This window comes from Streptomyces sp. NPDC059564, from assembly GCF_042735575.1.
Classification (GTDB): domain Bacteria; phylum Actinomycetota; class Actinomycetes; order Streptomycetales; family Streptomycetaceae; genus Streptomyces.
In genome coordinates this window covers 18993-44016 of record NZ_JBHWBP010000024.1, presented here as the reverse complement: position 1 = coordinate 44016, position 25024 = coordinate 18993, and the positions used below count along the sequence as shown (strand labels likewise).

Genomic DNA, 25024 nt, shown 5'->3' with positions numbered 1-25024 from the left:
GTTCCCGTGCCGTGACCGAGGCACGGGAACCGGCGCCGCTTCAGGCCGGTGGGCCGCTCGCGGACGGCCGGTGGCTACGCGGCCGGGCCGGCGGGCTCCTGCTGCGGTGCGCTGTCGGCCTCCCGCTCGGCGGTGGCGGTGGCGGTGGCCGTCGCGGCCGCGGTGGCCGACTGTGGCGCGGGCCGTTCCACGGCCTGCCGTACCGGCGGGGAGAAGCGGGCGGCCTCGGCGCGGAGCATGGCGTTCAGGGCGGCGTACGGGTCGATGGGCATGGCGGAACCTCACGGTGGTTCGAGGGGGGTGTGGGGGAGACGCTGCTGCTCGGCCCGCTCAGCAGCGCAGGACCACACTCCGTACCGACCGCGGGGACAGGACCGGTGCGGCCTCCCCGCCCGGAGCCGTGAGGGACGGCCGAGCCGGTTCGCACGCGTGTTTCACGTGAAACATGCCCGGAGGCAGCCGCCGTACGGCCGGTACTCCGCGCGAGTCCGTGCGTACGGCCGCCCGGGCATCGGAATCCCCGGCCCCGTCGGACTGCCCTTCGGTGGGCTCGGCCGGGGCGGACGAGGCGGGAGGGGACTCCGCGGCCAGTGCGCAGGCCGTCGTCGCCGCGGGACCGGCGCCGAACAGGCACAGCAGGGCGACGCAGGCCACCGTCAGGGCCCGGGCCAGCACCGTCCGTGCGTACCGCGCACCGCTCATGACGGCTTCCATGCCCCGACACGCCGGGCTGCTCCCCACCACGCGCCCAGAAGCCCCCGACCGGGGGACGAAGTCACCCCCTCGGATGAGCGTTGGCGGGCCGTCACGGCTGCCCGGTCAGCCGGTGTGGGCCGGGCCGGTGAGCCGGGCCAGGACCACCGTCTCGCCGCTGACCAGCCGGAGCCGGGCCCGCCCGGGCCGGTCGGCCGGGGCGCCGACCCCGCCGGGCGAAACCCGCTCGACGGTGAACACGGCCGTACGGTGGTCCGCGCGCGGGATCTCGATGGTCCGGCCCCGCCGCAGCCCGGCGAGCGGGAGCCCGTCACCGGTGAGCACGGCGGTACCGGCGGAGCCGGGGGCCGGGCTGTCGGTGTCCCAGCGGACCACGCCCTCGCCGCTCCGCCCCTCGCCGCCCTGCGGCCCCCGCGCCAGCGGGAGGTTCACCCCCACGCTGGGGATGCGCAGCCGCAGCGGCCGCGAGGCCCGCAGGGGAGCGGCGGACGCCTTCCGGCTGCCGTGCCCCGAGCCGTGCCCCGAGCCGTGCCCGGCGTCGTGGCCCGTGCCGTCACCCGGGCCGTGCGCCCCGGAGTGCTCCAGCCCGCGCACCAGCCGGCGGTGCCCGGACAGCCCCAGCGCCCGGGAGGGCAGCGCGTCGGCGACCCCGGGGGCCGGGGGTTCCGCGCCCTCACTGCCGTGCAAGAGGCCCACTCCGGTGCCGATCAGAGCGACCGTCAGCACGGCGGCGATCCACTGGGCGCGGGCCATGGCGTTCCTCCCGGTCCGGCGCGGGCGGCCGGTTCCTGTGAGAAGTGCACCCTCCCAGGGTCGCCCGCACCTCATCGGCGCGGCGGGAGGTGACGGCGCGTCACCGGTGTGTCGCGGCCCGGCGCGGGAGTCTTCGCAGCTGGAGGGGGTGCGCCGGGCGCGCTCCGGGCGGCGCACCGCCGTGCCGCCGAACGGGTGAGAGGACCGGTCGGCCGCCCGCACCGACTCGGGGATCGGCCCGACTCGGCGGCGGCGGTTAGGCTGGGGCGGTGAACCGCACCGATCGCCTGTATGCGCTGGTCGAGGAGCTTCGAGCGGTAGCGCCCCGGCCGCGCAGCGCTCCGTGGCTGGCCCGGCGGTTCGAGGTCAGCGTGCGCACCGTGGAGCGGGATCTCGAAGCGTTGAGGCAGTCGGGCCTGCCGATCCGCAGTGACTCCGGTCGGGCCGGTGGATACAGCCTGGACCGGGACCGTACGCTGCCGCCCGTGACACTCAGCGCCACCGAGGCCCTCGCCGTCAGCGTCGCGCTTCGCACGGCGGCGTCCACGCCGTTCGCGGCAGCCGCACACCGCGCCGGTCAGAAGGTGCTGGCCGTGCTGCCCGCCGAGGTGCGACAGCGGGAGGAAGCGCTCGCGCGGCTGGTGTACCGGGTCGGGGACCACGCGCCCGGCCAGAGCGGCAAGTTGAGCGAGATGATCGTCGAGGCAGTGGTCTCCGGGCATGTCCTGCACCTCACCTATACCGACCGGGCCGGCGCGGCGACGACGCGCGACGTCGAGCCGTTGGGCCTTCTGTGGGGACCCAGCGGCTGGTATCTGGCGGCGTGGTGCCGGCTGCGGTCAGCGGTCCGAGGCTTCCAGCTCGACCGGATCACCTCGTTGGAACGGTCGGACGAACGAGTGGCGTCCCGGGAACCGCAGTGGAGGACCGAGTTGAAGCGCTTGGACGCCGAACCTTTCGCTCTGTGATCTGAAACACCGACAGGACGGTGTCGCGAGGGGCCGCGATGCTGGTCGCCATGGACAACGAGAAGCGCATGATCACGTGGTGCCGCATGTGGAACGAGGACCCCTCCCTGGCGCACGGGCTGATGTCCGACGATTGCGTGCAGTGGTCGGATCACGGAGCCGGCCTGGACACGGTGGTCGGCCCGCACGAGCAGGAACGGTTCGTTACCGGGTACCGCGCGCGCCACGTGAACGTCTTCAGCCCGCGCGTACTCGTCGACGCCGGTGACCGGTTCGCCTACCTGTGGGATGTGAGGAAGGCCGACGGTCAGGTACTGACCGGCATCGACGTCAACGTTCTCGCGGACGACCGCGTACGGGAGAACTGGACGTTCGTGGCGGAGCGGCGTTGCGAGCGATCCGATCCAGAGCCCGATGCGGCCCCTCGGACCGACCCTGCCACGATCGAGGACCTGTGCCACCGCTGGGTTCAGCTCCGCAACGGCCGGGCCGAGCTGGCCACGGACGTGGTGACGGACGACTTCGACCTGTTCTCGGGCGCCGGACCGGGTGGCGATGCGCACGGCCCCGCCGAGTTGGCCGACCTGATCGAGCGACAGGCCAAGACCGACGACCCGCCCGCCATCACGATCCACCGGCAGCCCGTCGTCGACCCCGCGCGAAGGTACGTGGCGTTCCTCTGGACGGCCGAAACCAGGGCTGCCGGCACCTCTGTCGGCGGCGTCGACCTCCTGACGGTGCGCGCCGGCCGGTTCGCACGCGCGTGGTCGCTGACGGGGACTCGTCCATTCCGGTACTGAGGCCCCCGGTCAGCCCGGCGTTCGCCCGCCACACCATGGGTGCGGAGAGGGGCGCTGCCTACAGCGGCCGCGCCGGCCAGTCCAGCAGCCGGGCCCCGATCACCGCCGTCTGCAGGGTGTAGCGCTGGGCCGGGTCCCCGGGGTCGGTCCCCGTCAGCCGGTGGATCCGCTCCAGCCGGTAGGTCAGCGCCCGCACGCTCAGGCGCAGCCGCCGGGCGGCCTCCGCGGCCACGCACCCCGAGTCGAAGTAGGCCGTCAGGGTGTCCAACAGCGGCACGGCCCCGCCCCGCCCGGCCCGCAGCGGCCCGAGCACGCTCAGGACCAGGTCGGCCATCGCCGCCCGGTCCCGGGTCAGCACCGGGAAGACCAGCAGGTCGGCGGCGCGCAGCACCGGGCCTTCGAAGCCGAGCCGGTCCGCGAGGTCGAGGGCGCCGAGGGCCTCCTCGTACGAGGTCACGATCCCGCCCGCGCCCGGATGCGGGCGCCCCACCGCGACGAGCCCCCGGCCGGAGAACGCCGCGTGGGCCTGCTGCGCGAAGTGGGACAGCACCTCGTCCTGGTCGCCCGGCGCCACGCAGACCAGCCGGCCGTCCTTGGTGGCGAGGAGGACGGTGCGGTCCCCGAACCGCGCGGTGAGGGCCAGTTCCACCTGCCGGATGGCCGCGCCGGTGTCCTCACAGGACTCGGGGCCGCGGGCGACGGCCACGGCGTGCGCGTGGGCCAGGTGCAGTCCGAAGCGGGCCGCGCGCTCGCTGAGGCGGCCCAGGTCGCTGCGCCCGAGCAGCAGGTCGTCGATGAACTCGCGGCGGGCGGCCTCTTCCTGGCGCACCGCCATGCGCTGGGCCCGCTCGTACCCCTCGGCGAAGGCGTCCACGGCCTGTTCCACCGCGGCCATCACGTGGTCGGGGACGGTGTGGCCGCGCAGTGCGGCCCGGGTGGCGGCCAAGTGGGCGCCGACCAGGGCGCGCAGTCCGTACCCGGCTTCGGCGGCCTTCTCGCCGAGCGCCCGCCGGGCGTCGAGCGCGTCGCGCCCGGGCCGGCGCCCGGTGCCGCGGACGTCCGCGAGGATCCCCGCATACCCGGCCAGATATTCCTCGGGTATGTCCCGCCCTGACGTCACACCAGCTCCCCGGCTCGTTTTCGAGCCCCCATTGTCTCCGCAGGGGCGGCGCCGGGACGGGGCCGGGCCCGGACGGGGGGTCAGATCACCACGAACGCGACCGCCGCCGCCCCCATGAGGGCGGCGGCGAGGTGGATCGCGGGGTGGCCGTAGTCGCCGAACCAGAGTTGGCGGGCGAGTCCGCCCAGGGCGGCCAGGGCGGTGATGACGCCGATCTGCGCGACCAGGGTGGCGGCGGTGAAGGGGGCCACGACCAGGAGTAACGAGTTCAGCCAGAACGGTGCGGCGCCGGTCCAGCCCCGCCATTCCCAGATCGCGGTCGGCATGTCCCGGCTCCCACCTTTCACACCCGCAACAGGTGTGTCGTGCTCAACTTGTCGGCTGTACAGCCTCCTTGGGCGCGACGGCCGGGGCAATAGCGCGTTCGGCTAGAAAACCGAAGGCCAGGCCGAAAGTCGTCCACAGGGCGGCCTGGATGGCCAGCGACGCGAGCCGGAACTGCCAGATCAGCGCGGCCGGGAAGTCGGCCGGGACCTCGTTGATGCCGGGGAGGAGGGCGTAGGCCAGGCCGACCGCCACGACGAACGCGAGCGAGGCGACGACCGAGGCGTTCCAGTTGCCCAGGGCGGGCGCGAGGCGGCGGCCCAGGATCAGGGCGCCCGCCGCGAGCAGCAGGCTCAGGGCGATCATCAGGATGAACAGCGTGGTCCGCCGGACCACGGTGTCGGGGTCGCCCACGGCGGGCGGGTTGGCCGGGTACTTGAGGAACGGCACCAGGTTCAGGGTGAGGAACAGGCCGCCGGAGACCAGCGCCGCGGTGGCCCGCGGGCCGAACCGGCCGAGCCGGCCCAGGGCGTAGCAGAAGACGAGCGCGGCGATGCCGCCGATCGCGACGCCGTAGAGCAGCGTGCCGGTGCCGAGGCCGGCCGTGGCCTGGAGAGCCCGGCTGACGGGCGCCTCCTCGGCGTGCTCGTGCACGGCGGCGCCGGCTTCCTCGATGGCGATGGCCGCGTCCACCTTGGACTCGCCGAGTACGTACGCGACGAGGAAGGCGGCGACGCCGGCCAGCAGACCGGCGAGCATGCCCCGGATCAGCAGGACACGGGGGGAGATGGGGTTCATGCTTCGGTTTCCCTTGCTGGGTGGAGACGAGGAGCGGGATCTCGGGGGTCCACACGGGCGCGCGGAAGCCGCGCGCGACCCAACGGCGGGCCGTCGTACGGGCGGGCCGTACGAAAGCAGTGCCGGTGTCGCGCGCGGGGGAGTTCCGGGCGGGTGTGGACCGGGGATCAGCCGGTCAGTGGCAGGGGAAACCGAGCAGGTGGCGGCCGTCATGCATCCACTCGTGGATGTTCTCGCCCTGGAAGACCGCGGTGGCGCCCTGCTCGGCGCCGACGAGGTAGAGCAGGACGAGCATGAGGACGCCCACGAACAGTGCCCAGGGGGCCAGTTCCTTCAGGGACAGCGGGGCGACGGCGACGGGCGCCGACGTGGGCACGGCGGAGTGGGCCATGGCAGAACCTCCAGGGGGAACACGCGTCCCGGTCAGTGGTGCTCTCGAAGAAGGTGGCGGGTCTGACTTACCTGCCCACACGGGTGCGGGAGGATTCACAGTGGCGCGACCGTGCCGGATTCTCACCGGTACTTCCGTCATACCTTCGACATGTCGTCCGAGACCGTACCGCGCGCGTGGCCTGAACACCACGGCGTGTGTCCGCCGTCTCACGCCGTGGGCGTGCGCTCTACGCTCCCTGCCATGGCCCACACGACCCCGCCCGCGACACGCCAGGCGCCCCCCGTACGGGTGCACCTGACCACGCCCCCGCTCGACTCCGCCGCCCGCCAGGCCCGTTTCGGGTACGGGGACCCGTGCCCGGGCCACGAGGGCCTGGCCGGGCCGGGCACCGGGGAATGGGCGGGCCGGACCCTGGAAGAAGTCGCCGCCGAGGACCCTCGGGGGGTCCGGAGCTGGCTGACGGACCCGGAGTACGCGCCGCCGGGCGGCGGGGAGTCGGTGGCCGCGCTGATCGCCCGTACGGGGGCGCACCTGGCCGCCCTGCCGCCCGGCCCGCACCACGCGGTGGTCGCGCAGGCCGTCGTACGGGCGGCCGTGGTGTGGGCCCTGGAGCTGCCCGCCGCGGCCTTCTGGCGGCTCGACGTGCGCCCGGAGACCGAGACCGTCCTCAGCGGCCGCGCGGGTCGCTGGAACCTCCTCGTGGGACAGCCCGTACGCGGGGACTGAAGGGCCGGCGCTACGCCACGATCCAGTCGGAGGTGGCGATCACCGGCTGCACGCCGTCACGGTGGACGGTGCCCTCGATCAGGCCGTACATCCGGTCCGCCGCGAAGTACACCTCGTTGTCGTTCTTCAGCCCGAAGGGCTCCAGGTCGACGAGGAAGTGGTGCTTGTTGGGCAGGTTGAGGCGCACCTCGTTGACCCTGGGGCAGTTGTCGAGGACCCGCTCCGCCATCTGGTTCAGGGTCTGCTGGAGCGAGTACGAGTACGTCTCCGCGAAGGCCTCCAGCATGTGCTTGCGGACCTTCTTGTACGACCGGTCCCAGTCGTGCTCCGGGTCGTCGGCGGCCAGCGCCGAGTGCGCCCAGCGGGAGGTGACCTTCGTCGCCAGGATGCGGTCGTACGCCTCCTGGAGGGTCGTGTACTCGTCCTTGATGTAGCCGTGGAACTCGGAGTTGGTCGAGTTCATCACCGTCAGCTCCTTCAGGCCCGAGATGACCTGGAGCCCGGTGGTCTCGCTGTAGGTGACCTGCGCGGTGCGCACTTCCTGGCCCTTGCGGACGAAGGAGTGCTGCTCCTTGCGCGTCGGGACCGGGATCCGGTCCCAGACGTACTCCTCGATGCGGATCTGCGCCTCGCGGATCGGCGCCTGGGAGGACACGAAGTGCTTGGCGAGCAGGATGCCGAAGGCCTCCGGGGAGGCGATGCCGTGCTCCTTGCCGAAGGCGTACACCGTGTTCTTCGTGGTGTCGGTCGGCAGGCAGTTGGCGTTGTCGCCGGTCAGGTGGACGTCGCGGAACTCGCCGCGGAGCGCGACCGAGACGTTGAGGTCGCGGATCTCGTGCCAAGAGCTGTCGCTGCCCTTGCGGGTCACCTTCACGATGCGGTTCTCGGCCTTGCCGTACTGGTTCTGGGCCAGGACGTGCTTGCTCATGCTGTCTTCCTTCGGGTACTCGGGAACACGGAGTCCGGTCGTCTGGATCCCGTACGCCCGGCGTCCAGCGCCCGCCCCGAAACGAAGACGTGCCGCTCCCCGCCGTTCGGCCCGTCGGGCCGCCCCGGGACTGACGTGCATCCCGGTCCGTAGGTGCTGAGTCGTGCTGACTGGATTGCAGCATGTGGACGGTGTGCTGACCACCGCACGAATCCTCCGAACACCAGCACCCGCGGATTGGGCGACCCCACAACCGTGCAGGTCAGGCCATGTGCGCGTCCGCCACCGACAGGGCCTCGTCGATGATCGCCAGCCCCTTGGCCACGTCCTCGGCCGCGATGTTGCAGGGCGGGGCGACGTGCATCCGGTTCCCGGCGAGGAGCGGCCACAGACCGCCCTTCTTCAGGGCCGCGCCGAAGGCCGCCATCGGCGCGTTGTCGGCGCCGGACGCGTTGTACGGGACGAGCGGCTCGCGCGTGTCCGCGTCCCGTACGAGTTCCAGGGCCCAGAAGGTGCCCAGCCCGCGCACCTCGCCGACCGAGGGGTGGCGGGCGGCGATCTCGCGCAGGCCCGGGCCGAGCAGTTCGGCGCCGGTGCGGGCGGACTGCCCGACGACGTCCTCCTCCTCCATCGTGTGGATCGTCGCGACGGCGGCGGCGCAGGCCAGCACGTGCCCGGAGTACGTCAGCCCGCCCGGGTAGGGCCGGCGGGCGAAGGTCTCCGCGATGGCGGCGGAGATGGCGACACCGCCGAGCGGCACGTAACCGCTGGTGATGCCCTTCGCGAAGCAGATGAGGTCGGGCGTGACGTCCCAGTGGTCGGCGGCGAACCAGGTGCCGGTGCGGCCGAAGCCCACCATGATCTCGTCCAGGATGAAGACGATGCCGTAGCGGTCGCAGAGCGCGCGGACGCCCGCCAGGTAGCCGGCCGGGGGCACGAGCACGCCCGGGGCGCCGCCGACGGTCTCCAGGATGATCGCGGCGATGGACTGCGGCCCCTCGAAGACGATCGTGTCCTCCAGGTGGCGCAGGGCCCGCTCGGACTCCTCGGCCTCCGTGGTGGCGTGGAAGGGCGAGCGGTAGAGGAACGGCCCCCAGAAGTGCACGACCCCGGCGGTCGCGCTGTCGTTGCCGAAGCGGCGGGCGTCCCCGGTGAGGTTGATCGCGGTGGACGTCGCCCCGTGGTACGAGCGGTACGCGGACAGCACCTTGGGCCGGCCGGTGTGCAGCCGCGCCATCCGCACGGCGTTCTCGACGGCCTCGGCGCCCGCGTTGGTGAAGAAGATCTTGTCCAGGTCCCCGGGGGTGCGCTCGGCGATCAGCCGGGCGGCCTCGGAGCGCACGTCCACGGCGAAACCGGGCGCGACGGTGCAGAGCTTGGCCGACTGCTCGGCGATGGCGGCCGCGACCTTGGGGTGCTGGTAGCCGATGTTCGTGTAGACGAGCGCGCTGGAGAAGTCGAGGTAGCGGTTGCCCTCGTAGTCCCAGAAGTACGAGCCCTCGGCGCCGGCCACGGCCAGCGGGTCGATGAGCTCCTGCGCCGACCAGGAATGGAAAACGTGCTTCCGGTCGGCGTCTTTCACGGCGGCGAGGGCGTCGGCGGCTTCTGCGTTCATGTTCCGAGCGTAGTTGTCCAGGATGTGGACCCCGGAGTGCCCGGGCCCCGGCGTGGCCGGGGAACGACTTGACGCACCGGACGGTCCCGGTTCGACGGAGGCGGACCGGCCGGTCTAGCCTCGTCCGGACCGGCCGCTCCACGGGGGAGAACGGCGGGAAACCCATGGTGGGGCCCCCTTCACCGCTCTCCGTATCCGCGGAGGGTGGTGAAGGGGGCCTTGTCGTGCTCTGCGGATCCGGCCGGAGGGCGGTGGGATTTGTCCTTCCCGGTCGGGGGTAGGTGCGGCGCCGGGGGATGGGCGGCGGAGACGGGAGAGCCTGTGGAGCCGGTGGCCGAGCAGACGCGGAGACTGGTCCTGGGCGGTGGCACGACGGGCGTCGTGACCCGGTGCCGGGACTTCACCCGGCATGCCCTCGCCGACTGGCGGTGGCCCGCCGGCGACGAGGCCGAGGAGGACGTGCTCCTGCTGGTCTCCGAGGTGGTCACCAACGCCTGCCTGCACGCGGGCGGCCCGCGCGAGCTGGTCCTGCGGCACGGCCCCGGACGACTGCGCGTGGAGGTCACCGACGACAGCCCGGACCCGCCCAGCCCCCGGCCGCCGGACCGGGGCCGGCCGGGCGGGCACGGACTCATCCTGCTGCAGCGCCTCGCGCGGGCCTGGGGCTGCGCCCCGACGCCGCCGGGCAAGACGGTCTGGCTGGAGGTCCCGGCACCCCTGCGGGACGCCTGAGCGCCTGTGGGAGGCCCGGGTGGCGCCGCCGGGCGGGGGCCGGATGGGCGCGGGGCCTTGAGGGGGCGCGGGCCCCGTCCCGGGCGTCGCCCCCGTCCCGGAGGTCGGCCCCGTCTCAGGCCTCGGATTCGGCGTCGGCCTCGGTGAGCAGGCCGCCGCGCAGGCGGGTCAGCGTGCGGTTCAGCAGCCGCGACACGTGCATCTGGGACAGCCCCATCCGCTCGCCGATCTCGGACTGCGTCAGCTCCTGCCCGAACCGCAACGACAGCAGCATCCGCTCCCGCGCCGGCAGCCCGGCCAGCATCGGCTTCAGCGACTCCAGGCACTCGATCAGGTCGTACGCGGGTTCCTCCTCGCCCAGCGAGGCCCGCTCGGCCTGCGGATCGCGCTCCGTGTCCTCCTGGGCCGGGGCGTCCAGGGAGCGCGCGGAGTAGGCGCACGCGGCCTTCCGGCCCTCGATGAACTCCTCCTCGGTGACGTGCAGCTCCCGCGCCACCTCGCTGTCGGTCGGCTCGCGCCCCAGGTCCTGTTCGAGGGCGTCGTGCGCCTTGGCGGTGTCGATCCGCAGCTCCTGGAGGCGTCGGGGAACCTTCACCGCCCAGCTGGTGTCCCGGAAGAACCGCTTGATCTCGCCACTGATCGTCGGCATCGCGAAGGTCGTGAATTCCACCCCGCGCTCCGGGTCGAACCGGTTGATGGCCTTGATCAGCCCGATCGTGCCGACCTGGACGATGTCCTCCATCGGCTCGCTGCGCCCGCGGAACCGCCGGGCGGCGAACTTCACCAGGCTCAGGTTCAGCTCGACCAGGGTGTTGCGGACGTAGGAGTACTCCGCTGTTCCCTCACCGAGCTCCGCCAGCCTCCGGAACAGGGCCACGGACAGCGCCCTGGCCTCGCTGGTCGCGACGCCTGTGTGATCGGTGTGGTCGGTGAGGGTGAGGTCGGTGAGGTCGCTACGGTTCATCGTTCTGCGCTCCTCCGACGGGGTTCCCGGGGTACGGGGTCGTCGTCCTGCGCGGTCGCCATCACTGTCCTGGGAGATATACCCGATCTAAACGGGTGATACCCGCCCAAATGCCTCAGCGATGTTTCACGTGAAACCGCGCCCCGAGCTCACGGCCGAGCTGTGAACGGTCCGCGCGGGGAGGACTTAGGCTGCGCCGCATGGAGTCGTACACGATCGGCCAGGCAGCGCGGCTGCTCGGCGTCAGCAGTGACACCGCCCGCCGCTGGGCGGACGCGAACCGCTTCCCGACCCGGCGCGAGGGGAACCGCAGGATCGTCGACGGCCCGGACCTGGCGGCGTTCTGCGTGGAGGTGGCCCAGGAGACCGGGGAGGACGAGGAGGCCCCGTACACCTCGGCCCGCAACGCCTTCCCCGGCATCGTGACCGGCATCAAGCTGGGCTCGGTCGGCGCCCAGGTGGAGATCCAGGCGGGCCCGCACCGGGTGGTGTCGCTGCTGACCCGGGAAGCGGTGGAGGAGCTGGGCCTGGAGGTCGGCATGCGCGCCACCGCCCGCGTGAAGTCCACCAGCGTCTTCATCGACCGCACCTGAGCCCCCGGGCTCACCCCCCGCACCCGAGCCCCCGGGGCCCCCGGGCTCACCCCCGTACGTAGGCCCCCGCGCGGGCCGCCGCGACCGCCGCCCGCGCCGCGCGCTCGGCCGCGGCCTCGTCCAGCGGCTCCCCGGTGGTCAGGAACCGGTAGTACAGCGGGGCGGACACGGCGCGGATCACCTCGGCGGCGTCGGTCCCCTCCGGCAGCTCCCCCCGCTCGACGGCCTGCCGCACGCAGGGCGCCCATTCCGCGACCCGGACCTCGTAGAAGCGGTGCAGGGCCTCGGCCGTGCGCGCGTCGCCCGTGGCGGCCGCGATCACGGCCTTGAACAGGGCCCCCTGGCGCGGGTCGGCCAAGGTGCGGCGGACGAGCGCCGCGTTGGCGAGGAGGTCCTCCAGCAGCGAGCCCGTCTCCGTCCGGGGCAGCGACTGCTCGGCCATGTCCGTCAGCAGGTCGGCGACCAGTCCGGCCACCGTGCCCCAGCGCCGGTAGACGGTGGTCTTCCCCACGTCCGCGCGCCGGGCGATCTCCGCCAGGTCCAGCCCGTGGAAACCCTGTTCGGCGAGCGTGTCCCCGGCCGCCTCCAGCACCGCCGCGCGCACCCGTGCCGTACGCCCGCCGGGCCGCACGGTCCCCGGTTCCCCCGCGTCCCCGGCGTCCCCGGCCGCGTCCCGGACCTCACCCCTGGTCTCACCCCTGGCTTCATCCGGCGACTTCATAACGGGTCTCCCGTTCCATTAGTGACGATCTCCTGTTAGCTTGGGATCACCTTAAAGGGTCTGCGGTGCCATTACCGCAACCACTCGCTGGAGGGACGCGTCATGGAACACAGGCAGCTCGGTACGTCCGGTCTCAAGGTCCCCGCCCTGAGCTTCGGAGCCGGAACGTTCGGCGGCCAGGGGCCGCTGTTCGGCGCGTGGGGCACCACGGACGCGCAGGAGGCGCGCCGCCTCGTGGACATCTGCCTCGACGCGGGCATCACCATGTTCGACACCGCCGACGTCTACTCCGCCGGGGCCTCGGAGGAGGTGCTGGGGCAGGCCGTCAAGGGCCGCCGGGACCGGGTGCTGCTGTCCACCAAGGCCGGGCTCCCGATGGGCGACGGCCCCGGCGACGCCGGCACCTCCCGCTCCCGCCTGATCCGGGCGACCGAGGACGCCCTGCGCCGCCTCGGCACCGACCACCTCGACCTCTTCCAGCTGCACGCCTTCGACGCGGCCACCCCCGTCGAGGAGGTGCTGTCCACCCTCGACCAGCTCGTGCGGTCCGGGAAGATCCGCTACGTCGGGGTCTCCAACTTCGCGGGCTGGCAGCTGATGAAGTCCCTGTCCGCCTCCGAGCGGCACGGATTCCCGCGCTACGTCGCCCACCAGGTCTACTACTCCCTCGTCGGCCGCGACTACGAGTGGGAGCTGATGCCCCTCGGCCACGACCAGGGGGTCGGCGCGATGGTCTGGAGCCCCCTCGGCTGGGGCCGCCTCACCGGCAAGGTGCGCCGCGGCCGCCCGCTGCCGGCCGGCAGCCGCCTGCACCAGACCGCCGACTACGGCCCGCCGGTGGAGGACGAGCGGCTCTACGACGTGGTCGACGCCCTCGACGAGGTGGCGAAGGAGACCGGCCGGACGATCCCGCAGGTGGCCATCAACTGGCTGCTGCGCCGTCCCACCGTCTCCTCCGTCATCATCGGCGCCCGCAACGAGGAGCAGCTCCGCCAGAACATCGGCGCCGTCGGCTGGGAACTGATGCCGGACCAGGTGGCCCGGCTCGACGCCGCGAGCCACCGCCCGGCGCCGTACCCGTACTACCCGTACGAGCGCCAGGAGGGCTTCGCCCGCCTCAACCCCTCGCTCCTCAAGGGGAAGTGACGGGCCCCAGGTCGATCCGGGCGAGGCGCTCCGGGTCGGTGAGGATGTCGAGCCCGGTGATCACGCCGCGCCGGATCGTGAACGACATCACCGACAGCGGGGTGCCGTCCTGCGCCAGCGAGACCACGCCCGGCGTCCCGTTGACCAGCGCCGGGTAGGCGGCTTCGGCGAACCGGGCGAACACGATCGCCTGCGAGGCCACGTCGGACGCGCCCCGGCGCAGCAGGCCGGGCCGCAGCGTGCCGCCGTCGGACCGGGCCACGACCTCCGGGTCGAGGAGGGCCACGAGGGCGTCGAGGTCCCCGCCGCGCGAGGCGGCGAGGAAGGCGTCGACGATCTCGCGGCACCGCGCGATGCCGGTGTCGGGGGCCGGGGCCGCGCCCTGGACGCGGCGCCGGGCACGGCTGGCGAGCTGGCGGGTGCTCGCCGCCGTCCGGCCGAGTACGGGCGCGATCTCCTCGAACGGCACCGCGAACAGGTCGTGCAGGACGAACGCCAGCCGTTCGGCGGGCGCGAGGGTCTCCAGTACGACCATCAGCGCGATGCCGACCGAGTCCGCGAGGAGCACCTCCTGCTCGGGGTCGAGCCGGTCGGGGCCGCTGACGACCGGATCGGGCAGCCGGACCGGCCCGTCCCCGGCCTCCAGCGGCTCCTCGCGCCGGGTCGTGCGCGAACGCAGCATGTCCAGGCAGACCCGCCCGACCACCGTGGTGAGCCAGCCGCCCAGGTTCGCGACGCCGCCGACGTCGGAGCGGTTCAGCTTGAACCAGGTCTCCTGCACGGCGTCTTCGGCGTCGCTGAGCGAGCCCAGCATGCGGTACGCGACCGCCCGCAGGTGCGGGCGGTGCTCGTCGAACCGCTCGGCCAGCCGGTCGTTCCCGTTCATCCGCCCCGTCCCCGTCCCCGTACCCGTCCGCGTGCCCGCGCGGTGCTGCGCCCCTGCCGTGATGGACGGTAACGGGTGCGGTCGGCGGAAGGGGGTCGTCCGCGGCGGGGGCCGTGACTCCGAACGGTGAGGGTGCGGATGCAGAAGGTGGATCGTATGCATATTTTGGCAACTGTGGTCATAGATCTGGATCGCACCGTTCTGCCCCCTTTGAGGAAGGCCTCACCCATGAAGCGTTTCCCCGTGATCGGCGTGCTCTGCGTCAGTGCGGCGTTCGGTCTCGCGGCCTGTTCCGACGACAGCTCGCCCTCCGAGGAGGCCACGCAGGCCGCCGCCGACCTCTGCACCGACCTGAACGCCCTCAAGGCCGACACCGCCAAGCTGAAGGCCCTCAACCCCGCCGTGGCGACGAAGGACCAGGTCCAGCAGGCACGCGACGCGGTCAAGAAGGACTGGGAGAACGTCAAGGGCAACCTCACCAAGCTGAAGGAGAGCGAGCGCAACGCGGTCACCTCGGCCGCCGAGAACCTCAACAAGGCGTACGACGACCTGCCCGGCGACACCACCGGCAAGGACGCGCTCACCAAGCTCCAGCCGCAGATCCAGTCCCTCGACGAAGCGACGACGGCCGCCACGACCGGTCTCAAGTGCTGACCTGGTGACCCGCGCCCGCCCGGGAGGACGCCCCCCTGCCCCCGGGCGGTGTCCTCACCGGGCCGGGGCCGTCGCCGGGGCCGCGCTCCCCCGGGGCAGCAGCTCGGTGACGGCGAACGCCACCACGGCCGCCAGGATCACCACCGGCATCATCGCGGCGCTGCCCAGCAGCAGGACCACGAGCACCACGCTGCTCACCGGCAGCCGCAGGGTGGCCGCCGTCGCGGCCGCCATCCCCGCCGCCATCCCGGGTACGACGCCCAGGCCGGGCAGCGGCGCCAGCAGCACGCCCGCCGCGGCACCGAGGAAGAGCGCCGGGAACACGGGTCCGCCGCGCAGGGAACCCAGGCAGAGGGTGTAGGCGGCGCCCTTGAACAGCAGGACGGCGATCAGGGCGCCGACGCCCCAGGCGTGCGGGTCGACGGCCAGCCCGGCGAGGGTCGCCTGCCCGGAGGACGCCACGTCCACGGGGGAGCGGCCGGTGGCCAGCGCGTACAGCGCGGCGCAGACGGCCGCGCCCAGCGCGCACAGCACCGTCCGGGCGAGGATCCGCCCCGAGACGTACGAGGCCACCCGCTGGGCCCCGGCCAGCACCGGGTACAGGACGGCGGCCAGGGCCGCGCCGATGAGCAGGGCCCAGAGCACGTCGGGCACGTCCAGCGGGGGGAACGGGGCGTACAGCTCCAGGGACAGGTCGCTCGTCGCCAGCCCCGTCCAGCGCCCGAGCCCGGTGAACACCACGGCCCCGACCCCGCTGGACAGCAGCGCGGGCAGCATCACCGCGAACAGCTGCGGCCCGCCCACGCCCGCCACCTCGATCAGCAGCACCGCCGCCGCCAGCGGGTTCCCGAAGATCGCGGAGATGGCCGCGGCCGCTCCGGCCGCGCCCAGCAGCAGGGTGCCCTGCGGGGTGGCGTCCGCCCGGGCGAGGTTCCGGAAGGCCAGCGCCAGACCGCCGCCCAGGGCGATCAGCGGGGCCTCGGGTCCGAGCACGGCGCCGAGCGGCAGGCACATCGCCGCCAGCAGCACCCCGGGCAGTGCGGCCGACGAGGCCCCGCCCGTGTGCAGCCCGGACGCCGGTACGTGCCCGCCCCCGCCGGGCAGCCGGGACGCGACCAGGCCGACGGTCACACCGGCGGCCGCCAGCAGCGGGAACGGCCACCACCAGGGCGGGGCGTTGAGGCCCAGCGCGTCCGGGACGTCGGCCCACAGGACGTGCTCCAGCTCGTGCAGCACGACGAGGAACCAGAACGCGGCGAGAGAGACCGGAATGCCGATCAGCGCGGAGGCGACGAGCGCCTTCAGGTACCCGGGGCTGCGGAGCAGGTCCCGCAGGACGACCGCTTCCTCCGGCTCGGTCCCGCTGACGGGCGGTCCGGGCCGGGGGTGCGACTCAGTCATGGGGTGCTTCCCTTCCGCTTCCTCTTCCTCGATGGCCCGCCGGCGTCCAGACCAGCGGGTACGCCTCGCTCCCGGCCCCCTCCACCCACCGCAGGCGCTCCCGCACGATCTCCCGCCGGGCCTCGGGGCACCGCTCCAGCAGCCCGCCGAGCAGGGCGCGCAACCGGTGCAGCGCCATGGGCGAGCCGGCGGCGGCGAAGACGAGCTCGTCGAGGGCCGTCCGGACGTACTGCTCCCAGTCGGGCACCGGGACCGTCACCCGCAGCCGGCCCGACCCGTCGTGGAACCGGCCGATGGCGAGCTCCCGGTCGGCGAGGCGGGCCAGCAGGTCCTCCATGCGGTCCATGCTCTCCACCGCCGTGCCGGGATCGTTGACGGCCGGGGACAGGGCCCGCAGCGCGATGTCGGCGAGCAGCCGGAGGGGCAGTTCGGGGTCCTGGTCGAAGGTCCGCTCGACGCCGGTCACCAGGGCGGCGCGCAGGGCCCCCTCGGCCGGCCCGGCGCCCGTCACCTCGGCCAGGACGGTGCCCCGCGCCAGGGGCCGGCCGGGGGCGGTGCGCAGCAGGATCGCGCCGTCGTGCCGCCGGGCCAGGCCGACCAGCGTGGACACGTCGACCTGCTGGAGCACGACCGCGGGCCCGGACCAGCGGACGGTGGTGGTCGTCGGGGTCGTCGTGGGCGTCGTCGTGGTCGTCGGCGGGGGCGGCTCCACCGGGCGGTCCGGCGCGTACGGGTCGACGTACAGGGCGTCCAGCAGCCGGTGCGCGCGGCTCGTGATGGCGGTGAGCGCCCGGCCGAGCTGGATCGACTCGAAGGCCCTCATCTGGAGCGTCCTCATCAGCGCGAGCGCGATGAGCGTCACCACCATCGCGGCGCACGGCAGCACGACCGAGACGCTCGCGCGGGCACCGATGGACAGCCCCGCGGTGATGCTGAAGACGAACACGCCGATGGCGAAGGCGAAGGCCCGCCACACGATCGGTTCCTCCCGGAAGAGGCCGAGCCGCGGGGAGAAGGCGCTCGCGGAGAACTGCACGACCAGGAACAGCATCGAATAGATGATGCTGACCAGGCTGATGACGCCGAACCCGAGGGTGAACAGGAGCGTCGACACCCGCCCGGCGTCCACCTGCGGTCCCGCCCGGAGCATCGGGACCAGCAGCCCCAGCACCAGCCCGAGGACCGCGCAGACGAGTTGGGAGAGGTCCCGGCGCATCGCGCGCGCCGGACGGTGGAACACCGTGCCCGGGCGGCGCCGTTCGGTCGAGCCGGTCATCCAGCCTCCTCCACGTCGCGTCGGCGGGCGCGGGTCCGGTTCGGATGCAATCACGGGAATGCCGGGACTCTGCGGTGAAATGCCGGATATGAGCTATTTCTCCGCCTTTCTCGTGCAAGGTGGTCGCACCGGGCGGGACCCGCGACCCGGACGCCATGCCCCGTGCTTCGTGAGGAGCTCCGCCGTGCCTGAACCGGAAGCCGGGCCCGGGCGCCGGCTGTTCGCCGTCCCCGGCTGGATGCGCAGGCACACCCCGCTGCTGAGCCGGGTGATCGAGCAGCTCGCGGCCGTCAGGGTGCTGGACTGCGCGACCCGGCTGGCCGCCCAGGCCTTCCTCGGTGCGGTGCCCGCCCTGTTCCTCATCGGCGCCCTCGCCCCCGACTGGCTCCAGGACCAGATGATCGCGTCCCTGAGTACGACCCTCGGGCTCCAGGACGCCGCGCTGGACCAGGTGCGGTCGGTGTACTCCGCCAAGGACCCCGCGGCCCTCGCCGGCACCAGCGGGGTGGGGATCGTGGTGACGCTGCTGTCGGCGACGGCGTGCAGCCGGGCCCTGCAGCGGACCTGCGAGCGTGCCTGGCACCTGCCCAAGGCCAAGGCGCGGATCGCCGCCTGGCGGTGGCTGGTCTGGCTGCTCACCATCCTGATCGTCCTGCTGTTCCAGGGGCCGGTGCAGACCGCCTTCGGCGCCGGCCGGGTCCTCGGCTTCGTCCTCGCGCTGGTCAGCGGAACGCTGCTGTGGTGGTGGACCCAGCACCTGCTGCTGGCCGGCCGGATCCCGTGGCTGCCGCTGCTGCCGGGCGCGGTGCTGGCGGGGATGGGGGAGCAGCTGCTGTCCGTGTGGTCGAGGATCTACATGCCGATCGCCCTGCAGCGCAGCATGCGGGAGTTCGGCAGCCTCGGGTCGGTCTTCGTGCTGCTGTCCTGGCTGATCACCTTCTTCGTGGTCATCACGCTCTCCATCGCCGTGGGGTACGTGGTGGCGCGCGAGCCGCTGCCCGCGCGCCGGCTCCGTACCCCGGGGACGGCCCCGGCGCCGTGACGGAGTCCTACGGCCGCCGCCCCTCCGGCCCCTGCGGCCTCTCCGGTCCCTCCCCGGCACGGCCTCCGGCCGCCAGCAGCGCGAGGACGGCGAGCACGGCCAGCAGGATCAGGACCAGCAGCAGGACCGTGAGCACCGTCGGGTGGTTCCACAGTGCGAAGACCAGGGCGAGCACGAGCAGGACGCCCACGGTCAGGGGCTTGCGCCGGGCCTGAACCCAGCTCCCGACGCTCCCGGTCCGCACCCCGTGCGTGGCACCCCAGCGCATGGTGGAGTCGGCCGCGTAGTCGGCCTTGCCGCGCAGGGCGCGCGGCATCCGGCCGGCCCCGGAGAGGTAGGCGCCGAGCGCGATGACGATTCCGAGGACCATCGCGGTCCGCAGGCTGACCCGCAGGAACCGCACCAGCGTGTCGAAGATCGAGGCGGCGGCCGCCGGTGACTGGACCTCTTCCGGGAGGTGGTCGAGGTAGTAGCGGCGGGCGATGACCAGCCCGATGGCGACGAGCAGGCTGGCGGCGGCCGCGCACAGGGCGGTGACCACGAGCGCCCGGCGGCGGCGCCGGGCGAGCAGCACGCCGGCCGCCGCGAGCACCACCGTGAGGACGGGCAGCCAGTTGCCGAGGACGTCGAGGAGGCGTACCGCGCCCCTGATCTTCTCCAGCTTGTCCGACTGGAAGAGCACCATCTGCTTGTTGACGTCGGGGATCTTCGAGGCCGGGGAGAGCCCGGCCTTCACGAGGTCCTCCTTGACCGTCTCCACGGCGGCGCCGACGTCCAGGGTGACGGTGCCGCCGTCGACGCCGACCGCGCCGCGGCCCTTGCCGGTGAGCGCCCGCACCACGGACTGGTGGGCGACGCGGTTGGCCTCCGTCCAGACCCGCTCGAAGGCGTCGCTGGACACGAAACGGGTCGCCACCTTGGTGACGGCCTGGTCGGCGGCCGAGTCCAGCTGGGGGCCGAGCGACTTGATCGCCGTACCGACGCGCGGCGGCAGGCCCTGCGACTCCAGCCACTTCGCGACGTCCGCGGCGACCGCCGCGCCGTCGACCCGTACGTCGGCCGCCTCGCTGATGCGGTGCACGGCGGCCGCCTCGACCGCCGGGTCCGAGGCCAGCGGGGCGACCGTGGCCACGTAGCGGTCGTTGTCGAGCACGATGTCGTGCACCCAGACGGTGAGCAGGGAGACCGGTACGAAGAGGCAGGCGAGCACGATCAGGATGGCGGACGCGGTGCTGGCGGCGATGCGCCGCGCGCGTGCTGGCTGACTCATGGCCCTCCCGGAGACGGGGGAGGCGAAGACGCCTCACGCGTCCATTGGACGGCCCCCGGGGCGGGAGCGCCCCCCGGGTTGCGCCCATCGGGTGGCGCTCGGCTCAGCCGGAGCCCTCGCCGCCCTCTCCGCCCCCGGCAGCGCGCCGGAACTCGGCGTTGATGCGCTGGGCCTCTTCCAGCTGGTCCTCGAGGATGACGATGCGGCAGGCGGCCTCGACGGGCGTGCCCTGGTCGACGAGCTCCCGGGCGCGGGCCGCGATGCGCAGCTGGTAGCGGGAGTACCGGCGGTGTCCGCCCTCGGAGCGGAGCGGAGTGATCAGGCGCGCCTCTCCGATGGCCCGGAGGAAGCCGGGGGTGGTGCCGAGCAGTTCTGCGGCCCGGCCCATCGTGTAGGCCGGGTAGTCGTCGTCGTCGAGCCGGCCGCCGAGCGAGTCGTCAGCTGTCATCTGCACCTCTTCGTGGGAACGCGTCGCGGGGCCGCGGCGCGTTACGGCACCCGGCCCCGGAGGAAATACAACACCATCCGCTCGGACGGTGCGGTGCATAGAATCCGCTTCCATGTCGAAGCCTGACGAGCTGCTCGTGGACATCGCCACCCTGGTGGAGTCCGCGCAGAGCAATCAGATGTCCCTGACCGTCGTCACCGGAGGTGCCGTCATCACCGGGCGGCTGGCTCCCGAAGCCGTCTGGAGGCAGCGGGTGGCGGAGGTCCTGAACGACTCGGCCCGCCTGGCCGGGTTCTCCGCGGCCTTCACCGGTTCCCCCGGCTCCGCGGGCGAGAACAACCCACCCACACACCTGCACTTCCACGTCGCCCGCATCCTCCAGGGCACGGTGGGCATCCCCGAGACCGGCGGCATGTACCGCGTCTCGATCGAGGACGTCAGCGCCTGGACCGTGGGCGACTTCAGCTACTCCGACCACTGACCGCGAAACACGGAAAGGGCCCCGCCGGTACAGGCCGGCGGGGCCCTCGGCACTCCGCGGAACGAAATGCGCGAGAAGAATGCGGGAATAAACACGGCCGGGGCCCGCATCCCGAAGGATGTGGGCCCCGGCCGGGGTGCGCGCTGACTTAGGCGGGAACGATGTTCTCGGCCGTCGGGCCCTTCTGGCCCTGCGCGATGTCGAAGGTCACCTTCTGGCCTTCCTGAAGCTCACGGAAGCCCTGGGCGGCGATGTTCGAGTAGTGGGCGAACACGTCCGGGCCGCCACCCTCCTGCTCGATGAAGCCGAAACCCTTTTCGGCGTTGAACCACTTCACGGTACCTGCGGCCATGTCTTTTCTCCTTCGGGGTGTGTGCGGACCCCGTCCCGGAAAAGACCGGAAATGCGTGAAGACTTCGGGAACCACAACTGCAACTAAAAGCGACAGTAGCACGCGCCAAGATGCCCCGCCCGTAAAAATGGCGAACCACTTCAACGCGCCAAAAACCCTCACCCGCCAATCCGTCAAATTCTCATTCGGCGGCCACAGATATGGACGTGTAGACCTGTTTGAGGATGGCGGGCAGCAGGGCGTTGGCCGTGGTCCGGCCGTCGGGAGACAGGGTCAGGTTCGCCCAGACCACGAGCGTGACGTCGTTGTCCGGGTCGTGGCCGATGAAGGAGTTGAAGCCCGGGAGCTCACCGCCGTGGTAGTACATCGCCGCGTTCGGACCGAAGCGCTGGTAGGCGATGCCGTACCCGTACTTCTGCCCGTCGGGCCGGGCCGGGTCCTCGGCCTTCGGGCTGTGGATCCACTGCCGCTGGGAGGCGGGGTCCAGGACCTTGCCCGTCACCAGGGCGCGGATCCAGGTGGCCAGGTCGTCGGCGGTGGAGACGGCGCCTCCGGCGGCGGTGGCGTACGAGGGGTTCTGGCGGGTGTAGTCCACGGGCCGCAGCCTTCCCGACCGGGCCGCCGCCTGGACGTCGGCGGGGTAGGGCAGATCGGTCAGTGCGTGGGCCGTTCCGCCGTACATGTATCCGTGCGCGTAGGGGCGGGGCAGGGACGTGTCGTCGGCGGCGGGCAGCGCCGTGCCCTTGAGCCCGAGCGGCGCGAACAGCCGGTCCCGCAGCTGCTGGGCCAGCGGCCGGCCGCCCGCCTTCTCGGCGACCAGGCCCAGCAGCGTGTAATTGGTGTTGCTGTACTCGTAGGACGCGCCGGGGGCGAACCCCGGCGGCCGCCGGAAGGCCAGGTCCAGCATGGCCTGCGGCGTCACGGCCTTCCCCGGGTCGGCGTCCATCATCGTCGCGAGCTCGGGCGCGTTGGTGTAGTTGTAGAGCCCGCTGCGCATCTCCAGCAGCTCGGCGATGGTGATGTGCTCCCCGTTCGGCACCCCGGCGACGTACGAGGACACCGGGTCGCCCAGCCGGAGCCGGCCGTCCTGGGCGAGCAGCATGATCAGGGCCGCGGTCATGGTCTTGGTGTTGGAGGCGATCCGGAAGTGATCGCCACTGGCGGGCGCCCGGTCCGCGCCCAGCTCGGCCGTACCGACCCCCACCCGGAAGGTTCCCTGCGGGGTCCGCAGCAGCACCAGCGCCCCGGGCACCAGCAGCTCCTTGGCCGCCCGCTCCACGGCCACCCGCAAGGCCTCCGCGTCGATGGGCTTCAACGCCCCCGGGACGGAAACGCCCACCGCCCCCGGGACGGAAACGCCCACCGCCACCGGCCGGGTCACCGCCACCGGCCCGCCCACCGCCGCCGCGGGCCCGGCGGGCACCGCGCACCCGAGCGCGACCAGCGCCGCACACGGCACCACCACCCCCGTACGGCGCGCCTTCCTCATCCGAACCACAGCTCTCACACGCGGGGCAAAACCAGTGATAACCCACCAATCTACGCCGCCCCTGGGATCAGGGTCCCGCCCGCGGAGGTCCTACGCGTCGACCGCCGCCGCCGGGTCGAGGGAGTCGATGTCCTCCATGAAGCTCAGCACGCGGGCGTTGACCACGTCGGGGTGGTCGATCTGCGGGCCGTGGCCCGTCGCGGCGATGATCTCGGCGCGGGCTCCGGGAACAAGGCGCGGAACGCGTTCCAGCTGCCGCTTGGGGTGTACGAGCAGGCTGTGCTTGCCCATGATGACGTAGAGCGGGGTCCGGATGGACCGCAGCGCGTCCTCGGCCAGCGGCAGCGGTGCGGGGCGGCGGATCCGGTACGCGCGGGCGCCGAGCTGGATCCACTTGCGCATCTCGGGGACGGCTATGACCGGCTGGTCCAGCCACTTGGCGAGCCGGGGGCGCAGCGCCTTGGGGGCGAAGGTGGCGAACAGGCTCACGAAGACCCAGGCGAAGAAGCGCGGGCCGACCTTCTCCAGCCCGCCGGGGTCGAGGGCGGTGACCGAGGCCAGTCGCCCGGGCCGGCGGTGCGCCTGGTTGAGCACCAGCCAGCCGCCGTAGGAGGAGCCGACGAGGTGGACCCGGTCGAGGCCGAGGGCGTCGAGGGCCTCGTCCATCCACTGCGCGGCGCGCTCGGGCTGCCACATGGGCTCGCGGTGGACGCTGCGGTTGGCGTCGCCGGGGGTGTCGAGGGCGTAGACGGGGCGGTCGAGGCTGAGCCCGGGGGTGTTGGGGTACCACATCGCCGAGCTGTAGCCGGCGCCGTGGATCAGGACGATCGGCGTCCGGGAGCCGGCGGCGGGGTCCGAGGGCCCGTACCGGTAGACGTGCGTGGTGCCGAAGCTCGTCTCGACGTCCGTCTCGGAGCGGACGGGCGCCCCCATCGCGTAGAGCGTCTCGCCCGCGGCGAAGTAGCGGTCGCGCAGCTCGTCGTTCACGTAGCGGCCGACGTCGCGGCGCACACGGGTCACGCTCTCGGGTGCGGGGGTCTCGGGCACGGGGCACCTCCGGGAAGATCCGTTCTTCGTGATACGACCGTACCATAGTGGTGGTACGGCGGTACCATAAAGAGGACCCACCACCGACGGGCGGAGACACCTGCACATGCCGAAGCGCGTGGACCACGAGGAACGGCGGGCCCAGATCGCCGAGGCACTGATCCAGGTCGCGGGGCGGCGGGGGCTGCACGCCGTCGGCATGCGCGACGTGGCCGCGGAGGCCGGGGTGTCCCTACGGCTCGTGCAGTACTACTTCGAGACCAAGGAGAAACTGCTCTTCTACGGTCTCCAGCACCTGACCGACCGCTTCACCGCACGGGTGGGCGCCCGCCTCGCCGCCGCCGGGCCGGACCCGGGCCCGCGCGCGACCATCGAGGCGCTGCTGCTGGCCTCCCTCCCGACCGATGAGGAGAGCCGCACCTTCCACCTCCTCTACAGCTCCTACTCGATCCTGTCCGTGACCGACGAGGCGCTGGCCGCCCAGCCCTTCATCGACAACCCCGACGCCGCGGAGAACGCCCTGACCGGCCTGATCGAAGCGGCACAGGCGGCAGGCCTGGCCGACCCCGGCGCCGACGCGCGCACGGAGGCGATCAGCCTGCTCGCCATGGCGGCGACCATGGGCACCAGCATCCTCGTGGGCCAGCGGAGCCCGGAGTCGGCCGTCGCGGTACTCCGTCACCACCTGGACCGGATCTTCACGACCACCGGGACCCGGGCGAAGGGGGCCGGCCCGGCCTGACGCGTCCGGAAAGAGCGGCGGGGGCCGGCCGCCGGCGACGGCGGCGTCGTGACCGGGGAACTCGTCGGCGATGCCTCATGGTCAACTACCGGCCAGCCGGAGCCGGGAGCCGCCCGCCCCCGGCCCCCTCGCTCCGTCGTCCCGGCTCAGTTCTTGTGGAGGCGCAGGCGGAAGTCCGGGCAGACGTCGGGGTCGCGGTCGTCGTAGACGAAGGTCCGTTCGGCGTCGATGCCGATCGAGAGCTTGTCGAGGGTGTCGCCCGGCAGGAGCAGTTCCGGCGCGTCGAAGTGCAGGCGCAGCAGGGAGCGGCCGTCGGGGGAGCGGGCGGGCTCGACTTCCCAGGTGCCGGAGCCGTTGAAGGTCTCGCCGAGCTTCGAGCGGTAGAAGGAGCCGGTGGGCCAGTTCTCCGCCGTGAGGGCGCCGCCCTGGTTGGCCCCGGGGGTGGCGGTGAGGGTGAGGCGGGTGCCCTCGGCCTTGAGGGATCCCGCGTAGCTGCCGACGAGCTGAGCGGCGCTCGCCGTCGTCGACGCCTCGGGTACGCAGCGCTCGGAGGAGTCCGAGCCGCAGGCGGTGAGCGAGCCGATGAGGACGGCCAGGGCCGCCGTGGCGCGGCGGATGCGGTGGGGGCGATGGTGCACGG

The 25024-nt window shown here is 73.0% G+C and carries 30 protein-coding genes; 10 read left to right on the top strand and 20 right to left on the bottom strand.

Translation table 11 applies throughout. The annotated features are described in order from the left end of the window. Positions 1-74: 74 nt before the first annotated feature. From ACFV0Q_RS07735 to ACFV0Q_RS07725, 3 genes are all read right to left on the bottom strand, one after another. Positions 75-272 carry a hypothetical protein gene (locus ACFV0Q_RS07735; protein WP_385002015.1) on the bottom strand — a complete coding sequence of 66 codons (198 nt, stop codon included), beginning with the start codon at positions 270-272 and terminating at the stop codon, positions 75-77. Between the two features lie 58 nt (positions 273-330). Then, a complete protein-coding gene (locus tag ACFV0Q_RS07730; protein ID WP_385002013.1) occupies positions 331-702 on the bottom strand; it encodes a hypothetical protein in 372 nt (123 codons plus the stop codon). Positions 703-819: 117 nt separating this feature from the next. Further along, a complete protein-coding gene (locus tag ACFV0Q_RS07725) occupies positions 820-1467 on the bottom strand; it encodes a hypothetical protein (protein ID WP_385002010.1) in 648 nt (215 codons plus the stop codon). Between the two features lie 269 nt (positions 1468-1736). Here ACFV0Q_RS07725 and ACFV0Q_RS07720 point away from each other — a divergent pair, with 269 nt between their 5' ends. Beyond that, positions 1737-2435 carry a helix-turn-helix transcriptional regulator gene (locus ACFV0Q_RS07720; protein ID WP_385002007.1) on the top strand — a complete coding sequence of 233 codons (699 nt, stop codon included), beginning with the start codon at positions 1737-1739 and terminating at the stop codon, positions 2433-2435. A 50-nt stretch (positions 2436-2485) separates the two neighbouring features. Continuing rightward, complete coding sequence (locus ACFV0Q_RS07715) at positions 2486-3235, top strand: nuclear transport factor 2 family protein (RefSeq protein WP_385002004.1); 750 nt, start codon at positions 2486-2488, stop codon at positions 3233-3235. Between the two features lie 58 nt (positions 3236-3293). Here the strand turns inward: ACFV0Q_RS07715 and ACFV0Q_RS07710 are convergent, their stop codons facing one another. The 4 genes from ACFV0Q_RS07710 to ACFV0Q_RS07695 form a co-directional block, all read right to left on the bottom strand. After that, positions 3294-4355 carry a PucR family transcriptional regulator gene (locus tag ACFV0Q_RS07710; protein ID WP_385002001.1) on the bottom strand — a complete coding sequence of 354 codons (1062 nt, stop codon included), beginning with the start codon at positions 4353-4355 and terminating at the stop codon, positions 3294-3296. 80 nt (positions 4356-4435) lie between these two features. Then, a complete protein-coding gene (locus ACFV0Q_RS07705; protein WP_385001998.1) occupies positions 4436-4681 on the bottom strand; it encodes a hypothetical protein in 246 nt (81 codons plus the stop codon). A 43-nt stretch (positions 4682-4724) separates the two neighbouring features. Next, positions 4725-5477, bottom strand: a complete 753-nt coding sequence (locus ACFV0Q_RS07700; protein WP_385001995.1) for a CbtA family protein — start codon at positions 5475-5477, stop codon at positions 4725-4727. Between the two features lie 175 nt (positions 5478-5652). Then, positions 5653-5868 (bottom strand): CbtB-domain containing protein, encoded by a 216-nt coding sequence (locus tag ACFV0Q_RS07695; RefSeq protein ID WP_266575869.1) that lies wholly within the window; start codon positions 5866-5868, stop codon positions 5653-5655. Between the two features lie 243 nt (positions 5869-6111). On the opposite strand from ACFV0Q_RS07695, the gene ACFV0Q_RS07690 reads away from it, so the two are divergent. Next, the gene (locus ACFV0Q_RS07690) at positions 6112-6597 is read left to right on the top strand and encodes a histidine phosphatase family protein (RefSeq protein ID WP_385001991.1); all 486 of its coding nucleotides are present in this window, start codon (positions 6112-6114) and stop codon (positions 6595-6597) included. Between the two features lie 10 nt (positions 6598-6607). Here ACFV0Q_RS07690 and pucL read toward each other — a convergent pair whose 3' ends face one another. Together pucL and ACFV0Q_RS07680 are read right to left on the bottom strand one after the other, a co-directional pair. Continuing rightward, entirely contained in the window at positions 6608-7525 is a 918-nt protein-coding gene (gene pucL, locus ACFV0Q_RS07685; RefSeq protein ID WP_385001988.1) for a factor-independent urate hydroxylase, read from the bottom strand. A gap of 262 nt (positions 7526-7787) precedes the next feature. Beyond that, complete coding sequence (locus ACFV0Q_RS07680; protein WP_385001985.1) at positions 7788-9140, bottom strand: aspartate aminotransferase family protein; 1353 nt, start codon at positions 9138-9140, stop codon at positions 7788-7790. A gap of 330 nt (positions 9141-9470) precedes the next feature. On the opposite strand from ACFV0Q_RS07680, the gene ACFV0Q_RS07675 reads away from it, so the two are divergent. Beyond that, positions 9471-9872: an ATP-binding protein gene (locus tag ACFV0Q_RS07675; RefSeq protein ID WP_385001982.1), complete on the top strand. Its 402-nt coding sequence runs from the start codon at positions 9471-9473 to the stop codon at positions 9870-9872. Positions 9873-9987: 115 nt separating this feature from the next. Here the strand turns inward: ACFV0Q_RS07675 and ACFV0Q_RS07670 are convergent, their stop codons facing one another. Continuing rightward, positions 9988-10836 (bottom strand): SigB/SigF/SigG family RNA polymerase sigma factor, encoded by an 849-nt coding sequence (locus tag ACFV0Q_RS07670; RefSeq protein ID WP_385001979.1) that lies wholly within the window; start codon positions 10834-10836, stop codon positions 9988-9990. Positions 10837-11036: 200 nt separating this feature from the next. Between ACFV0Q_RS07670 and ACFV0Q_RS07665 the strand changes: the two genes are divergently transcribed. Continuing rightward, the gene (locus ACFV0Q_RS07665) at positions 11037-11429 is read left to right on the top strand and encodes a molybdopterin-binding protein (protein ID WP_385001976.1); all 393 of its coding nucleotides are present in this window, start codon (positions 11037-11039) and stop codon (positions 11427-11429) included. A 46-nt stretch (positions 11430-11475) separates the two neighbouring features. Here ACFV0Q_RS07665 and ACFV0Q_RS07660 read toward each other — a convergent pair whose 3' ends face one another. Further along, on the bottom strand, positions 11476-12150 hold the full coding sequence (locus tag ACFV0Q_RS07660; protein ID WP_385001973.1) for a TetR/AcrR family transcriptional regulator: 675 nt from the start codon (positions 12148-12150) through the stop codon (positions 11476-11478). Positions 12151-12252: 102 nt separating this feature from the next. On the opposite strand from ACFV0Q_RS07660, the gene ACFV0Q_RS07655 reads away from it, so the two are divergent. Continuing rightward, the gene (locus ACFV0Q_RS07655) at positions 12253-13296 is read left to right on the top strand and encodes an aldo/keto reductase (protein ID WP_385001969.1); all 1044 of its coding nucleotides are present in this window, start codon (positions 12253-12255) and stop codon (positions 13294-13296) included. On the opposite strand, the gene ACFV0Q_RS07650 is transcribed toward ACFV0Q_RS07655, so the two are convergent. Further along, entirely contained in the window at positions 13283-14182 is a 900-nt protein-coding gene (locus ACFV0Q_RS07650; protein ID WP_385001966.1) for a sigma-70 family RNA polymerase sigma factor, read from the bottom strand. The genes ACFV0Q_RS07655 and ACFV0Q_RS07650 overlap by 14 nt on opposite strands. Positions 14183-14410: 228 nt before the next feature. Here ACFV0Q_RS07650 and ACFV0Q_RS07645 point away from each other — a divergent pair, with 228 nt between their 5' ends. Continuing rightward, positions 14411-14836, top strand: coding sequence for a hypothetical protein (locus ACFV0Q_RS07645; RefSeq protein WP_385001963.1), 426 nt, complete (start codon positions 14411-14413; stop codon positions 14834-14836). A gap of 54 nt (positions 14837-14890) precedes the next feature. Here ACFV0Q_RS07645 and ACFV0Q_RS07640 read toward each other — a convergent pair whose 3' ends face one another. Both ACFV0Q_RS07640 and ACFV0Q_RS07635 read right to left on the bottom strand, forming a co-directional pair. Continuing rightward, positions 14891-16237: a chloride channel protein gene (locus ACFV0Q_RS07640; protein ID WP_385001960.1), complete on the bottom strand. Its 1347-nt coding sequence runs from the start codon at positions 16235-16237 to the stop codon at positions 14891-14893. After that, a complete protein-coding gene (locus tag ACFV0Q_RS07635; protein ID WP_385001957.1) occupies positions 16230-17513 on the bottom strand; it encodes a DUF2254 family protein in 1284 nt (427 codons plus the stop codon). The genes ACFV0Q_RS07640 and ACFV0Q_RS07635 overlap by 8 nt, the downstream gene beginning before the upstream one ends. 184 nt (positions 17514-17697) lie before the next feature. Here ACFV0Q_RS07635 and ACFV0Q_RS07630 point away from each other — a divergent pair, with 184 nt between their 5' ends. Next, positions 17698-18555 (top strand): YhjD/YihY/BrkB family envelope integrity protein, encoded by an 858-nt coding sequence (locus tag ACFV0Q_RS07630; RefSeq protein WP_385001954.1) that lies wholly within the window; start codon positions 17698-17700, stop codon positions 18553-18555. Between the two features lie 7 nt (positions 18556-18562). On the opposite strand, the gene ACFV0Q_RS07625 is transcribed toward ACFV0Q_RS07630, so the two are convergent. After that, on the bottom strand, positions 18563-19825 hold the full coding sequence (locus ACFV0Q_RS07625) for a hypothetical protein (protein WP_385001951.1): 1263 nt from the start codon (positions 19823-19825) through the stop codon (positions 18563-18565). Between the two features lie 103 nt (positions 19826-19928). Further along, positions 19929-20273, bottom strand: coding sequence for a MerR family transcriptional regulator (locus tag ACFV0Q_RS07620; protein WP_385001948.1), 345 nt, complete (start codon positions 20271-20273; stop codon positions 19929-19931). A 112-nt stretch (positions 20274-20385) separates the two neighbouring features. On the opposite strand from ACFV0Q_RS07620, the gene ACFV0Q_RS07615 reads away from it, so the two are divergent. Next, positions 20386-20754, top strand: coding sequence for a hypothetical protein (locus tag ACFV0Q_RS07615; RefSeq protein ID WP_385001945.1), 369 nt, complete (start codon positions 20386-20388; stop codon positions 20752-20754). 148 nt (positions 20755-20902) lie between these two features. Here ACFV0Q_RS07615 and ACFV0Q_RS07610 read toward each other — a convergent pair whose 3' ends face one another. The 3 genes from ACFV0Q_RS07610 to ACFV0Q_RS07600 all read right to left on the bottom strand — a co-directional run bounded on the left by ACFV0Q_RS07610 (position 20903) and on the right by ACFV0Q_RS07600 (position 23642). Beyond that, positions 20903-21106 carry a cold-shock protein gene (locus tag ACFV0Q_RS07610; protein WP_190093980.1) on the bottom strand — a complete coding sequence of 68 codons (204 nt, stop codon included), beginning with the start codon at positions 21104-21106 and terminating at the stop codon, positions 20903-20905. A 181-nt stretch (positions 21107-21287) separates the two neighbouring features. Beyond that, a complete protein-coding gene (locus ACFV0Q_RS07605) occupies positions 21288-22595 on the bottom strand; it encodes a serine hydrolase domain-containing protein (protein ID WP_385001941.1) in 1308 nt (435 codons plus the stop codon). A 90-nt stretch (positions 22596-22685) separates the two neighbouring features. Beyond that, positions 22686-23642, bottom strand: coding sequence for an alpha/beta fold hydrolase (locus ACFV0Q_RS07600; RefSeq protein WP_385001938.1), 957 nt, complete (start codon positions 23640-23642; stop codon positions 22686-22688). Positions 23643-23748: 106 nt separating this feature from the next. Between ACFV0Q_RS07600 and ACFV0Q_RS07595 the strand changes: the two genes are divergently transcribed. Beyond that, positions 23749-24384: a TetR/AcrR family transcriptional regulator gene (locus ACFV0Q_RS07595; protein WP_385001935.1), complete on the top strand. Its 636-nt coding sequence runs from the start codon at positions 23749-23751 to the stop codon at positions 24382-24384. Between the two features lie 146 nt (positions 24385-24530). On the opposite strand, the gene ACFV0Q_RS07590 is transcribed toward ACFV0Q_RS07595, so the two are convergent. Then, positions 24531-25022 (bottom strand): hypothetical protein, encoded by a 492-nt coding sequence (locus tag ACFV0Q_RS07590; protein ID WP_385001932.1) that lies wholly within the window; start codon positions 25020-25022, stop codon positions 24531-24533. Positions 25023-25024: the final 2 nt, after the last annotated feature.